Here is a 13,341-nt window from a genome sequence, read left to right as displayed (position 1 = left end):
CACCCCATGCTGAGCTTTGCCTTCGGAATCGGCACCCAGAACACCCAGGGCGATTGGCTGGAGATCTACTACCCGGCGCCGCTGCTCAAGCCGGAAGCCAGCCTGGTGGAAGCCATCGGCCAGGTGCTCGAGGTGCCGGCCGGCAACAGCGCCGTCAGCTTCCTGCCAGAGCACTGCGCCACGCTGGCCGAGGCACTCAAGGCCGCGGGGCAGGCCGCCCAGGCGGAGCTGGTCGAGGCACTGGCCGCCAGCCAGCGGCCGCTGGTCGCCACCTTCCTCGAGCACGACGCGGCACCGCAGAGCGTGCCCGAGGTGTACCTCAAGCTGCACCTGCTGTCGCACCGCCTGGTCAAGCCGCACGGGGTCGACCTGACCGGCATGTTCGGCCTGCTGCGCAACGTGGCCTGGACCAGCGAAGGGCCGATCGACATCGACGAGCTGCCGGCACGCCGCCTCAAGGCGCGCCTGGAGGGCCGCACCCTGTCGGTGGACTGCGTGGACAAGTTTCCCAAGATGACCGATTACGTGGTGCCGAGCGGCGTGCGCATCGGCGACACCGCCCGGGTACGCCTGGGCGCCTACCTTGGCGAAGGCACCACCGTGATGCACGAGGGCTTCGTCAACTTCAATGCCGGCACCGAAGGCCCCGGCATGATCGAAGGGCGCATCTCCGCTGGCGTGGTGGTGGGCAAGGGCTCCGACCTGGGCGGCGGCTGCTCCACCATGGGTACCCTCTCCGGCGGCGGCAACCTGGTCATCAAAGTGGGCGAAGGCTGCCTGATCGGGGCCAACGCCGGCATCGGCATCCCGCTGGGCGACCGCTGCACCGTCGAGGCGGGGCTCTATATCACCGCCGGGGCCAAGGTCACCCTGCTCGATGACCAGGGCCAGGTGGTCAAGACCGTGGCGGCCCGCGAGCTGGCCGGCCACAGCGACCTGCTGCTGCGCCGCAATTCCCAGAACGGGCGCATCGAGTGCCTGACCAACAAGAGCGCCATCGCGCTGAACGAAGCGCTGCACGCCCACAACTGAGGCGCGAAGGCGGCACCGTCCGGTGCCGCCCGCCCCATCTCCGGAACCTGCATGTCCTCGACGACTTCTGAGCTGTCCCCCACCCTGGACCTGGCCATGGCGCTGATGCGCCTGCCCTCGGTCACCCCCGACGACCTGGGCTGCCAGGCGCTGATGATCGAGCGCCTCGAACGCCTCGGCTTTCATATCGAACGGCTGCCCTTCGGCGATGTAGAGAATTTCTGGGCGACCCACGGCCATCACGGCCCGGTGCTGGCCTTCGCCGGCCACACCGACGTGGTGCCGAGCGGCCCCCATGTGCACTGGAGCACCCCGCCCTTCGAGCCCAGCATCGACGCCGACGGCATGCTGCGCGGGCGCGGCGCGGCCGACATGAAGGGCAGCCTGGCGGCTATGGTCACCGCCGTGGAGCGCTTCGTCACCGCCCACCCCGACCACCATGGGCGCATCGCCTTTCTGGTCACCTCCGACGAGGAGGGACCGGCGGTGGACGGCACCCGCGCCGTGGTCGAGCACCTGCGCGAGCGCCACGAACGGCTCGACTACTGCATCGTCGGCGAGCCCTCCTCCACCGAGGCGCTGGGCGACGTGATCAAGAACGGCCGCCGCGGCTCGCTGGGCGGCGTACTGCACATCAAAGGCATTCAGGGTCACGTGGCCTACCCGCACCTGGCACGCAATCCCATTCACCAGGCGATGCCGGCGCTCGACGCCCTGATACAGGAGCACTGGGACAGCGGCAACGCCTTCTTCCCGGCCACCAGCTTCCAGATCTCCAACATCCGCGCCGGCACCGGCGCCACCAACGTGATTCCCGGCGACGTGGAAGTGGTGTTCAACTTCCGCTTCTCCACCGAAGTGACCCACGAGCAGCTGCGCAGCCGAACCCAGACGATCCTCGACACCCATGGCCTCGAGTACCAGCTTGATTGGACGCTCAACGGCGAGCCGTTCCTGACCGCCGAAGGCGAACTGGTGGAAGCCGCCCTGCACGGCGTGGAAACGGTGCTTGGCCGCCGCCCGCGGCTCTCCACCAGCGGCGGCACGTCTGACGGGCGTTTCATCGCCACACTGGGCACCCAGGTAGTGGAGCTGGGGCCGTGCAACGCCACCATTCACCAGACCAACGAACGCGTGCGCGCCGCCGACCTCGACGACCTCAGCCGGATCTACGAAGCGATCCTGGCCAAGCTGTTCGTCAACGGTACCGCCAAGCCCTGAACGCGCCGAGAGAGGACGCCATGCCAGACCAGCCCGACACCCCATTGCGCTACCCGGACATCGAGATCTACCTGCGCCAGGCCCCGCTCCCGGCCATCGACGCCTGGCTCGGCGAGACGCTGGATGCCGCCCCGCTGCGCGGTGCCGGGCGCAACCGCTGGCAGACCCGCGGCCACCGCGATGGACACGAGGTGCCGGTGCTGCTGGTCGAGAAAGCCGCCGACGGCTTCGCCAGCCTGTGGTTCGACAGCGCCCACACGCCGTGGCCGCGCGATGCCGACTGCGCCCGCGACGCCGCCGCCCGGCTCGGCTGCGAGGTACGCTGCTCGCTCGGCGGCTGGCAGCCCGGCGACGACCCCGACCGCTTCTGGCAGGTGCTTCCCGACGGCCATGAAGGCGCCATCGACTGGCCCGACTCCGGCCAGTGACCCGAAACGACATCGCCCCGCATGTTTGAAACATGCGGGGCGATGAGCAGGGATAGAGCGAAACGCAATGCGAGAAGCTGCGAGCGATGGCCAGGCTAGGCGGGATCGCAGTGAGAGAGCGGAGCTTACGTTAGTCAATGAGCCCTCGCGCTGCCATTCCCACACCGCCTGGTCGAGCGCAGCCGCTATCCTAAGTGATTACCGTGACGTCGTCGGCCTGCAGCCCCCGATCATTTTCGATCACGTGGTAGCGCACCTTCTGCCCTTCGGCCAGGGTGCGGTGACCGCGACCGCGAATGGCGCGGAAGTGCACGAAGACGTCCTCGCCGCTTTCGCGCTTGATGAAACCATAGCCCTTGTTGACATTGAACCACTTGACCTCGCCGATCTCGCGATCGTCGTCCTCTACCTCGGCCAGCACGGCCAGGCGGGGGCTAAGCGCATGAGTGGCCAGGGTGGCGATCAGCAGCAGCAGCATTACTGCGGCTGCTACGGCAACATAGACTAGGGCGACAGCCTCGACCTCGAGCAGGGCAAACAGCGAATGCGCCAGCCCGTCCCCCGTCAGCGACAGGAACAGGGCGATCAGCAGCGGTGCCGGCAGCGCCAACAGCAGACTGATCAGCGTACAGCGAATGATAACCTTGCGATTCATGGATCCGTATTGCTCACTTGTTATGTGGAATTTGGCGAAACAAGATATCCAATGTCGACGCGACACAGCGGACCGTCGACCAATGAAGGTGTCACGATGAACAGCGACACGCAGCGCGACGATTCTAGCATGAGCCCGGAGGCTTCGCTTGCCGCCCGGCTGGACGCACTGGAGAGCCGTATCGCCTACCAGGAACACTGGCTGGATACGCTGGATGAGGCCGTGGCCGGGCAGGAGCGGCGCCTGGCCCAGCTGGAGCGCATCAATGCGCTGATGCAGGAAAAGCTGCGTGACCAGCAGCAGGCGCTGCAGGAAGCGGAGATGGCGGCACCGTCACCGCAGGATGAGGTGCCGCCGCACTATTGACCCGTTCTGGCCCCCAGGGCCTGGAGCGGGAGGGACTCGCTCGCGTCGTTACCTGGCGGCACGGATCAGGTGAGATCGTCCAGGTAGCGCTCGGCATCCAGTGCCGCCATGCAGCCGGTGCCGGCGGAAGTCACCGCCTGGCGGTAGACATGGTCCATCACGTCACCGGCGGCGAACACGCCGGGGATGCTGGTGGCGGTGGCATTGCCGTCGAGCCCCGACTTCACCGTGATGTAGCCGTCGCGCATCGCGAGCTGGCCCTCGAAGATGGCGGTATTGGGGCTGTGGCCGATGGCGATGAACACACCGGGAGCCTGGAGCTCCTTGACGGCGTCGTCGACGGTCGAGCGGATGCGTACCCCGGTGACCCCGCTGGCGTCGCCCAGCACCTCCTCCACCACGTGGTTCCATTCCAGCACCACGTTGCCGCTCTCGGCCTTCTCGCGCAGCCTGTCCTGCAGGATCTTCTCGGCGCGCAGCGTGTCGCGGCGATGCACCAGGGTCACCTTGGCGGCGATGTTGGAGAGGTAGAGCGCCTCTTCCACGGCGGTGTTGCCGCCGCCCACCACCACCACCTCCTGGTTACGGTAGAAGAAGCCGTCGCAGGTCGCGCAGGCCGACACCCCCTGGCCCATGAACTGCTGCTCCGAGGGCAGCCCCAGGTAGCGGGCGCTGGCGCCGGTGGCGACGATCAGCGCATCGCAGGTATAGCTGCCGCTGTCGCCCTTGAGGGTGAAGGGACGGCGCTGCAGGTCCACCTCGTGGATGTGGTCGAACAGAACCTCGGTATCGAAGCGTTCGGCGTGGCGCTTCATGCGCTCCATCAGCTCAGGCCCCTGCACGCCGGCGTCGTCGCCGGGCCAGTTGTCCACCTCGGTGGTGGTGGTCAGCTGGCCGCCGGCCTGGATGCCGGTGATCAGCACCGGCTTGAGGTTGGCCCGCGCCGCGTAGACGGCGGCGGTGTAGCCGGCCGGACCGGAGCCGAGAATGATCAGGCGGTGATGACGCACATCGCTCATGCAGGAGTCCTCGCAACTCGAAATCGGGAAGGTGGCGTGCCACGCCGCGCCCGGCCGGCGGCGCCCATGTCGCCGGCCGCAGCCAACAGTGGGCCGTATTGTACCAGCCCCGTGCGCCCAGGGCCTCGCCCCTTCTCCATCCTCGCCTGGCGCACGCCGCCGGCCTGCGTTGCACGGAGAAACCTCGGGCACTGCTTGAAAGAGGGTCCTATCATGACCATGTGCTACCTATGACGTTGAGGATAGGGAACGTTCACACCGTGACAGGAGGCCTTCATGAGCCGTGACGAGATGCCGGATACCTTGCAGACCCTGGTCGCCGGCGGCACCACCTACCACTACTACAGCCTGCCGAAGGCCGCCGAACGCCTCGGCAACATTGATCGGCTGCCCAAGACGCTGAAGATCCTGCTGGAAAACCAGCTGCGCTTCGCGCATGACCCGAGCGTGGCGCACGAAGACCTTCAGGCGCTGGTCGACTGGCAGCAGGGGGGGCGTGCCAGCCGCGAGGTCGGCTATCGTCCGGCGCGGGTGCTGATGCAGGATTTCACCGGCGTGCCCGGCGTGGTGGACCTGGCCTCCATGCGCGCCGCGGTACAGAAGCTCGGCGAGGACCCCTCGCGCATCAACCCGCTCTCGCCGGTGGACCTGGTCATCGACCACTCGGTGATGGTCGACAAGTTCGGCAACCCCACCGCCTTCAAGGACAACGTCGCCATCGAGATGGAGCGCAACCAGGAGCGCTACGAATTCCTGCGCTGGGGCCAGCAGGCCTTCGACAACTTCAGCGTGGTGCCGCCCGGCACCGGGATCTGCCACCAGGTCAACCTGGAGTACCTCGGCCGCACGGTGTGGACCAAGGAGGAGGACGGCAAGACCTTCGCCTACCCGGACACCCTGGTGGGCACCGACTCCCACACCACCATGATCAACGGGCTCGGCGTACTCGGCTGGGGCGTGGGCGGCATCGAGGCCGAGGCCGCCATGCTCGGCCAGCCCGTCTCAATGCTGATTCCCGAGGTGGTGGGCTTGAAGCTCACCGGCAGGCTCAAGGAGGGCATCACCGCCACCGACCTGGTGCTGACGGTGACCCAGATGCTGCGCAGCCACGGCGTGGTGGGCAAGTTCGTCGAGTTCTACGGCGACGGCCTGGCCGACCTGCCGCTGGCCGACCGCGCCACCATCGGCAACATGGCGCCGGAGTACGGCGCCACCTGCGGCTTCTTCCCGGTCGATGACGAAACGCTTGCCTACCTGCGCCTCACCGGGCGCGACGCGGCACAGATCGAACTGGTGGAGGCCTACTGCAAGGCCCAGGGACTGTGGCGCGAGCCCGGCGACGAGCCGATCTTCAGCGATGTTCTGCATCTCGACCTCGGTGACGTCGAGGCCAGCCTGGCCGGCCCCAAGCGGCCCCAGGATCGCGTCGCCCTGAAGGACATGAAGACCACCTTCGAGAAGCTGATGGAGGGTGAGGAGCAGGCCAAGTCGCCGAGTGGCGTGGAGAAGGGGCGGCTCAATGCCGAAGGGGGCCAGACGGCGGTGGGCGTGCACGAGAGCTACGAGCATCGCGACAGCCAGAACGTCGACCTGGACGGCGAGCAGTTTATGCTCAACCCAGGCGCCGTGGTCATCGCCGCCATCACCTCCTGCACCAACACCTCCAACCCCAGCGTCATGCTCGCCGCCGGCCTGCTGGCGCGCAAGGCCCGCGCCAAGGGCCTGGCGACCAAGCCCTGGGTCAAGACCTCGTTGGCGCCGGGCTCCAAGGTGGTGACGGAATACTTCCAGGCTGCGGGGGTACAGGAGGATCTCGACGCCCTGGGCTTCCACCTGGTCGGCTACGGCTGCACCACCTGCATCGGCAACTCCGGCCCCTTGCCGCAGCAGATCGAGAAGGCGATCGAGGACGGCGACCTGACCGTGGCCGCGGTGCTGTCCGGCAATCGCAACTTCGAGGGGCGCATCCATCCGCTGGTGAAGACCAACTGGCTCGCCTCGCCGCCGCTGGTGGTGGCCTACGCCCTGGCCGGCAACGTGCGTCTCGACCTCACCCGGGACCCGCTGGGCGAGGGCTCGGACGGCAGCCCGGTCTACCTGAAGGACATCTGGCCCACCCAGGCCGAGATCGCCGACGCCGTGGAAAAGGTCAAGACCGACATGTTCCGCAAGGAGTATGCGGAAGTGTTCGAGGGCGACGAGATCTGGAAATCGCTGCAGGTGCCGCAGAGCCAGGTCTACGAGTGGTCCTCCGCCTCCACCTACATCCAGCACCCGCCCTTCTTCGAAGGCATGGGCCGCGACCCGGCGCCGATCGAGGATGTCGAGGACGCCCACATCCTGGCCCTGCTGGGCGACTCGGTGACCACCGACCACATCTCGCCGGCCGGCGCCATCAAGCCCGCCAGCCCGGCCGGGCGCTACCTGCAGGAGCACGGCATCCAGCCGGTGGACTTCAACTCCTACGGCTCGCGGCGCGGCAACCACGAGGTGATGATGCGCGGCACCTTCGCCAACGTGCGCATCCGCAACGAGATGCTCGACGGCGTGGTCGGCGGCGAGACCCGCCACGTGCCCTCGGGCGAGCAGATGGCGATCTACGATGCCGCCATGAAATACCAGGAGCAGGGTACGCCGCTGGTGGTGGTGGCGGGCAAGGAGTATGGCACCGGCTCCTCGCGCGACTGGGCCGCCAAGGGCACGCGCCTGCTCGGGGTGCGCGCGGTACTGGCAGAGTCCTACGAGCGCATCCACCGCTCCAACCTGATCGGCATGGGCGTGGTGCCGTTGCAGTTCCCCCAAGGCGAGGACCGCAAGAGCCTGGGCCTGACCGGTGACGAGACGATCTCCATCGAGGGGCTCTCCGACCTCACCCCGGGCGGCAAGGTGAAGGTCACGGTGAAGAGCGCCAAGGGCGAGAAGCGTATCGAGGCCCTGTGCCGCATCGACACCGCCAACGAGCTGGAGTACTACCGCCACGGCGGCATCCTCCACTACGTGCTGCGGCGGATGATCGGCGCGGCGTAGGCCCGCCTCCTGCGCTCACGCAAAGGCCCCGCCGAAGCGGGGCTTATTTGCTTTTTTTCAAAGCAGAGCTCGAGGCTCTTAGTGCGGTTTCACCAAAATGGAGTGAAAACTCACTGGGCAACTTAGATGCCAATTGCAAATACTCAGCCGCCACCAGCAGAAACTTAGCAGCATAAGGGGACTCCCAGACGATATCTTTCGTAATATCGGTAATTGGTTTTGAAGACATCAGTGTGAACCCTATTTCTCTGGCCAATATCGATGACGGCAAAACCTGCTGGGGAGCCTGAAGTATCTCTCTAACAAGTTGTTCAAAGGCGTCCAGCTCGGGGAATATAGCGGGAGAGTCACTCGACACACTACCATTAGATGTTAGTTTTCTAATTCTCTGAGCAATCTCTAGATTATCATAACCGCCATAAAGAAGCGAAAGCAAAGAAGATGAAAATTCGTGATGGGAAGAAGGCCTTAGCAAGACGAGGTACAAACGATTTGCCATTTCTGACAATGACAAAAGGAATAAGCATAGCGCATCTCCGAAAATCGCGAGATGTTCGGGCTTCTCAGGATCAAGCTCAGTCTTAATGGCTCGCAACTTCGCTACAACTTTGCGACATTGTTCACCAACGTCCCTTATCATCCAAAAGCTTGATCTGGAAAAAATATGATAAGGTTCAAGTGCAGGGTATTTTTTTCCCAAAGCAAGGAATTGATCCCATAGATCGATATTTCCCATGGCAGCATCGGGGATCTCCACCCCACCTCCCATGCATTGAGCTAAAGACTCAATCTCACCCTCATGCAACAATGAAACCTCTAAATCCGACGCACTTATCCTATGATCATGCGTAATACTTACTTTCTGATTTAGAAAAACGAACCCATGTGATGAGTGCGTTTTTTCCATGACACCATGTAACCAAAAAGCTCTACCTATAGCCGACTCTCTTGCACCACTTTTACAATCAAAAATCACCCTTGAATGGCCACCAATCGCTGAAGGAACAACGGCCAAAACATCGACATCGGTTAGGACATATTTTGAGCGTTCAACCCGAGTCGACGGCTCTACCTCTATCTCTAGCTGCGGAAGCCAGCGCTTAGAAAGACTTAGCTTTAGCGCAAGTGCTTTTTGGGCTCGATCTTTAAGCATTTTCAAACCCCTTCTAGAAGAAGTTGCTCATATTCAAACCTCTTCTCGTCCGAAAGAGTTACGGTTTCTTTTTCACGCAACAATCGAGAGCTAATTAGAGACTCTACATATTCTTGAGACCCCGTCATCGCCTTATGCGCCTCCTTATCAACCGTCAAATCAGGAGGTTCATTCCCCTGCACCAAATCATAAGCGATTTGCAGCGCTTCCCTATTCTCAGGAGTATCAATGATTCTGAGCTGCTTATACCCTCCAGTAACAGACACTAGCTGGGCAATACGGTAATCAACGAGATTTCTGTATTGTTCAGCATAGTCTGTAGTTGGCGACAAACATAGTTCTTGCTTCAATTTGTAAAGCACAGCGCCTGGACTTCTGATGCGGTAACGATTTGGCAACAACTGACCCAACCGAACAGCAGAAACTATTGCTAGAGCACGTTCATACACCTCTCTTCTAAAAGGTGTAAGCTTTCCGAAGCTTGGCGTGGGAGTAAATATAAAAAGACTATCACCAGCATGTGAAGTTGTAATTCTTGGCGGCTTTACCGCACCCTCCTGAGCCAAGCGCTTCAAAAGTGCGATATCGTCTACTGTTACTTTTCTACTACCGATCTCACCCGTACGTTCGATTAACGACAAAGGCCAACCCTGCGCTGACTGTATTAGCTGAAGGGTTCTTTCGACACCTTTTGCTCCGCACTTTGCAACATGATCAACAAAAATATCGGCGTTTTCAGAAAAATAAGAAGGGTTAAGAAGCACTGTTTTTGAACGCGCCCTCCTTGATAACAAAAAGTTTCCTTTCGTTCCTATTTCCACACTGGAATCAAAGGCTTTTCTATCAGCACCAAGTTTATTTGCAAGTGAGTCAGCATTTTGAGGAGCGGAAGCCAGCCGATCCACTATCTCTAGAGTCAGCAACTCGAATTCATCGGGCGCAGCAGTATTTTCAAAATACTCCCCAATACCCTCATACATTTTTTCGAAATAAGGCACTACTGGTAAAACACTTTTTATTCGCCGGCCTTCTCTCTGCACTCTTACAAATTCAATCTCCGCCAGCAGCTCAACTATCCGATCCACAGCAAGGCGTGGCACACCTAGCATAGTAGAAGCCACCAACTTCAGCATTTCGTAATCTACTAACGGGAGCCCTCTAATATGCAAAGCAAGCTGGACAGCCATGCCGACTTCAGTGATTGACTCAAACCGAGAAACCTCCTTATCACGCACAGCAAGCTGTATTTCATGACACCTTGCTACCGCAACTTTATTGTCCATAGAACCTCCCAGCGCACTTAAAAACCATTTCTATTTTTTTAACTATCCAAAAACAAACAGACCTCCCAACCGGGAGGTCCTTGAGTTAGTTAAAAGGAGCGCCGCCGATAGCTGCGATACGCCGGCGTCCAGCTGCTGCGCTCGATCGCCTGGCGCAGCTTGATGCCGTCGGTGCGCAGCGCCACACCCTCCTGCTGCGCCTGGGCCGCCACGTCGAAGGCGATGACCTTGGACAACTCGCGGATCTGCGACAGCGGCGGCAGCAGTGCGCCCTCGCCCTCCTTCACCAGCGGCGCCTCGCGGGCCAGCGCCCGCGAGGCGGACATCAGCATGGCATCGGTGACACGCTTGGCGCCGCTGGCCACCACGCCCAGGCCGATGCCGGGGAAGATATAGGCGTTGTTGCACTGGGCGATGGGGTAGGTCGTGCCGTCGTAGACCACCGGCTGGAACGGGCTACCGGTGGCCACCAGCGCCTGGCCGTCGGTCCAGTGCAGCACGTCCCACGGGGTGGCCTCGGCGCGCGACGTGGGGTTGGAGAGCGGCATGACCACCGGGCGTTCGCAGCCGGCGTGCATGGCGCGGATCACCTCTTCGGAGAACAGCCCCGGCTGGCCCGACACGCCGATCAGCACCGTCGGCTTGATATGCCGCGCCACCTCGAGCAGCGACTGGTCCTGCCACTCCTTGACCAGCGCCGGGTCGTGCGCCAGGCGGCGCTGGAAGTCGCGCAGCCACGCCTGGTCGCTGGTGACCAGGCCTTCGCGGTCGACCATGAACACCCGGCGGCGCGCCTCCTTCTCGGAGAGGCCCTCCGCCTGCATCGCGACGACCACCTGCTCGGCGATGCCGCAGCCCGCGGAGCCGGCGCCGACGAAAACCACGCGCTGGTCGGCGATGGTCTCGTCGCGGGCCTGGCAGGCGGCCATCAGGGTGCCCACGGCCACTGCCGCAGTGCCCTGCACGTCGTCGTTGAAGCAGCACAGCTGATCGCGATAGCGCTCCAGCAACGGCACCGCATTGGCCTGCGCGAAGTCCTCGAACTGCAGCAGCACGTTGGGCCAGCGGCGCTTCACCGCGGCGATGAAGTCCTCGAGGAAGGCGTCGTACTCCTCCTGAGAGATCCGCGGATGCCGCCAACCCATGTACATGGGGTCGTCGAGCAGCGCCTGGTTGTTGGTACCCACGTCGAGCATGATCGGCAAGGTATAGGCCGGGCTGATGCCACCACAGGCGGTGTAGAGTGCCAGCTTGCCGATCGGGATGCCCATGCCGCCGATACCCTGGTCGCCAAGGCCGAGGATGCGTTCGCCGTCGGTCACCACGATCACCCTGACATTACCCTTGGTGGCGCTGCGCAGGATATCGTCGATGCGCTCGCGGTCCGGGTAGCTGACGAACAGGCCGCGGTGGCTACGATAGATGTTGGAGAACTCCTCGCACGCCTGGCCCACCGTGGGGGTGTAGATGATCGGCAGCATCTCCTCGAGATGCTCCATCACCAGGTGATAGTAGAGCGTTTCGTTGTCGTCCTGGATCGCCCGCAGGTGGATGTGCCGGTCCAGGTCACTGTAGCACTGCTGATACTGGCGGTAGGCCCGCTCGGCCTGCTCCTCGATGGATTCGACGTTCTGCGGCAGCAGGCCGATCAGGTTGAATTCGAGCCGCTCCTCGCGGGAAAAGGCGCTGCCTTTGTTGAGCAGTGGCATCTCGAGCAACGAGGGGCCTGCGTAGGGAATATAGAGCGGTCGTTTGGTTTCGGTGGACATCTCTGATCTCGATACGGTGACTGGAACCGGGCCGTAAGGAACGCTCGGCAGGCCGAGTTTTCCCAAGCGCTCTGCGGCGCCTTGGCGTAACTCTACCACGCCTCTGCGGCGGCGGCGCCACGGCCCATTCAGCTCACCTTGGCGCGGGTTCTGTCGCCGGGCGCGCGGCCGAAGAACAGTGGGCGCAGGCGCACCCCGAGCAGGTTGCCGGCGAACCCTGCCACCAGCCATACCCAACCGTGCAGGCTGCCCGAGGCGATGCCGCTGAAGTAGGCGCCGATGTTGCAGCCGAAGGCGAGCCGGGCGCCGTAGCCCAGCATCAGCCCGCCGATAATGGCGGCCATGATCGAGCCCAGCGGTATGCGCAGGGTCGGGGCAAAACGCCCGGCCAGCGTGGCTGCCACCATGGCGCCGAGGATGATGCCTACGTTCATCACCGTGGTGATGTCGCTCCAGACGCTGGCGCGCAGCGCGGCGGCATTGGCCGGGCTCTGCCAATAGCTCCACTGGGTCACGTCGCCGCCCACCAGTTCGTAGGCCTTGGCTCCCCACAGGGCGAAGGCGGAGGTGATGCCCCAGGGGCGCCCGGCCAGCGCCAGGGTGGCGAAGTTGAGCAGCGCCAGCGCCACCGCCCCTAGCAGCAGCGGCCAGGGGCCGGTCAGCCAGCGGCGGTCGCGCAGGTTCCAGCGCGGCACCTCCTCCAGCCCACCATGGCGGCGCTTCTCCAGCAGCACCGTCAGGGCGGCGATGCCGCCGAACAGCGCCAGGCTCACGGCGATGCCGCCCAGGGGTCCGAAGGCATGCACCAGCGAGACCGGCTCGAAGGCCGGCAGGCTCATCCACCAGGCGAAGTGGGCGGTACCGATCAGCGAGCCGATGATGAAGAACAGCAGCGTAATCACCATGCGCGCATTGCCGCCGCCGGCGGTGAACAGCGTGCCCGAGGCGCAGCCGCCGCCGAGCTGCATGCCGATGCCGAACAGGAAGGCGCCCACCACCACCGAGACCCCGATGGGCGAGACGAAGCCGTTCACCTCCTGGCCCCACAGGCTGCCCGCCCCCAGGGCAGGAAAGAACAGCAGCACGGCGATGGCCAGCATCACCATCTGGGCGCGCAGCCCGCGCCCGCGGCGCTCGCTGATGAACACTCGCCAGGCCGCCGTGAAGCCGAAGGCGGCGTGGTAGAGCGACACCCCCAGGAGCCCCCCGACCAGCATCAGCAGCCCCAGGCGAGTGCCGAAGGCAAGCCCCACCAGCAGCGCACCTGCCAGCAGCAGGGCACCGAGTGCCAGCGAGATCTGCCGTGGCCGTTTTGCTTCCAGAGCAGTGGCCATGAAATTCCTCCTTTCGTTTTGCTCCTGAAGCTTGGCAAGTTAGGCCGCACTCCG

At 63.4% G+C, this 13,341-nt stretch carries 11 protein-coding genes; 5 read left to right on the top strand and 6 right to left on the bottom strand.

Translation table 11 applies throughout. The features are described from left to right. Nucleotides 1–6: 6 nt before the first annotated feature. Genes dapD through ACT7B3_RS02145 form a run of 3 tightly spaced genes read left to right on the top strand, consistent with a single transcriptional unit; the run spans nt 7 to nt 2,681 of the window. Complete coding sequence (dapD, locus tag ACT7B3_RS02155; protein WP_445156707.1) at nt 7–1,032, top strand: 2,3,4,5-tetrahydropyridine-2,6-dicarboxylate N-succinyltransferase; 1,026 nt, start codon at nt 7–9, stop codon at nt 1,030–1,032. A gap of 51 nt (nt 1,033–1,083) precedes the next feature. Beyond that, nucleotides 1,084–2,253: a succinyl-diaminopimelate desuccinylase gene (gene dapE, locus ACT7B3_RS02150; RefSeq protein WP_444678538.1), complete on the top strand. Its 1,170-nt coding sequence runs from the start codon at nt 1,084–1,086 to the stop codon at nt 2,251–2,253. Between the two features lie 20 nt (nt 2,254–2,273). Then, on the top strand, nt 2,274–2,681 hold the full coding sequence (locus ACT7B3_RS02145; protein ID WP_445156706.1) for a hypothetical protein: 408 nt from the start codon (nt 2,274–2,276) through the stop codon (nt 2,679–2,681). A gap of 190 nt (nt 2,682–2,871) precedes the next feature. Here ACT7B3_RS02145 and ACT7B3_RS02140 read toward each other — a convergent pair whose 3' ends face one another. Then, nucleotides 2,872–3,336 carry a cold-shock protein gene (locus ACT7B3_RS02140; RefSeq protein WP_444678539.1) on the bottom strand — a complete coding sequence of 155 codons (465 nt, stop codon included), beginning with the start codon at nt 3,334–3,336 and terminating at the stop codon, nt 2,872–2,874. A 96-nt stretch (nt 3,337–3,432) separates the two neighbouring features. Between ACT7B3_RS02140 and ACT7B3_RS02135 the strand changes: the two genes are divergently transcribed. Continuing rightward, nucleotides 3,433–3,702, top strand: a complete 270-nt coding sequence (locus tag ACT7B3_RS02135) for a SlyX family protein (protein ID WP_445156705.1) — start codon at nt 3,433–3,435, stop codon at nt 3,700–3,702. A 65-nt stretch (nt 3,703–3,767) separates the two neighbouring features. Here the strand turns inward: ACT7B3_RS02135 and trxB are convergent, their stop codons facing one another. Beyond that, on the bottom strand, nt 3,768–4,721 hold the full coding sequence (gene trxB, locus ACT7B3_RS02130) for a thioredoxin-disulfide reductase (RefSeq protein WP_445156704.1): 954 nt from the start codon (nt 4,719–4,721) through the stop codon (nt 3,768–3,770). 276 nt (nt 4,722–4,997) lie between these two features. Here trxB and acnA point away from each other — a divergent pair, with 276 nt between their 5' ends. Beyond that, nucleotides 4,998–7,748, top strand: coding sequence for an aconitate hydratase AcnA (gene acnA / locus ACT7B3_RS02125; protein WP_445156703.1), 2,751 nt, complete (start codon nt 4,998–5,000; stop codon nt 7,746–7,748). Between the two features lie 43 nt (nt 7,749–7,791). Here the strand turns inward: acnA and ACT7B3_RS02120 are convergent, their stop codons facing one another. The 4 genes from ACT7B3_RS02120 to ACT7B3_RS02105 all read right to left on the bottom strand — a co-directional run bounded on the left by ACT7B3_RS02120 (nt 7,792) and on the right by ACT7B3_RS02105 (nt 13,287). Then, a complete protein-coding gene (locus ACT7B3_RS02120; RefSeq protein ID WP_445156702.1) occupies nt 7,792–8,901 on the bottom strand; it encodes a hypothetical protein in 1,110 nt (369 codons plus the stop codon). Nucleotides 8,902–8,903: 2 nt separating this feature from the next. Then, on the bottom strand, nt 8,904–10,184 hold the full coding sequence (locus ACT7B3_RS02115) for a hypothetical protein (protein WP_445156701.1): 1,281 nt from the start codon (nt 10,182–10,184) through the stop codon (nt 8,904–8,906). An 89-nt stretch (nt 10,185–10,273) separates the two neighbouring features. Then, a complete protein-coding gene (locus tag ACT7B3_RS02110; RefSeq protein ID WP_445156700.1) occupies nt 10,274–11,953 on the bottom strand; it encodes an NAD-dependent malic enzyme in 1,680 nt (559 codons plus the stop codon). A 128-nt stretch (nt 11,954–12,081) separates the two neighbouring features. Further along, on the bottom strand, nt 12,082–13,287 hold the full coding sequence (locus tag ACT7B3_RS02105) for a YeeE/YedE family protein (protein ID WP_445156699.1): 1,206 nt from the start codon (nt 13,285–13,287) through the stop codon (nt 12,082–12,084). Between the last annotated feature and the right edge of the window lie 54 nt (nt 13,288–13,341).

This window comes from Halomonas sp. E14, assembly GCF_052568415.1.
The sequence above is the reverse complement of the archived record's forward strand: the minus strand, read 5'-3'. Positions and strand labels throughout refer to the sequence as shown.

Coding starts and splice junctions, on each gene's coding strand:
- ACT7B3_RS02105 (WP_445156699.1), bottom strand. CDS start 13,287: ATGGCCACTGCTCTGGAAGCAAAACGGCCACGGCAGATCTCGCTGGCA.
- ACT7B3_RS02115 (WP_445156701.1), bottom strand. CDS start 10,184: ATGGACAATAAAGTTGCGGTAGCAAGGTGTCATGAAATACAGCTTGCT.
- ACT7B3_RS02110 (WP_445156700.1), bottom strand. CDS start 11,953: ATGTCCACCGAAACCAAACGACCGCTCTATATTCCCTACGCAGGCCCC.
- dapD (WP_445156707.1), top strand. CDS start 7: ATGCTGAGCTTTGCCTTCGGAATCGGCACCCAGAACACCCAGGGCGAT.
- ACT7B3_RS02140 (WP_444678539.1), bottom strand. CDS start 3,336: ATGAATCGCAAGGTTATCATTCGCTGTACGCTGATCAGTCTGCTGTTG.
- acnA (WP_445156703.1), top strand. CDS start 4,998: ATGAGCCGTGACGAGATGCCGGATACCTTGCAGACCCTGGTCGCCGGC.
- ACT7B3_RS02135 (WP_445156705.1), top strand. CDS start 3,433: ATGAACAGCGACACGCAGCGCGACGATTCTAGCATGAGCCCGGAGGCT.
- ACT7B3_RS02145 (WP_445156706.1), top strand. CDS start 2,274: ATGCCAGACCAGCCCGACACCCCATTGCGCTACCCGGACATCGAGATC.
- trxB (WP_445156704.1), bottom strand. CDS start 4,721: ATGAGCGATGTGCGTCATCACCGCCTGATCATTCTCGGCTCCGGTCCG.
- ACT7B3_RS02120 (WP_445156702.1), bottom strand. CDS start 8,901: ATGCTTAAAGATCGAGCCCAAAAAGCACTTGCGCTAAAGCTAAGTCTT.
- dapE (WP_444678538.1), top strand. CDS start 1,084: ATGTCCTCGACGACTTCTGAGCTGTCCCCCACCCTGGACCTGGCCATG.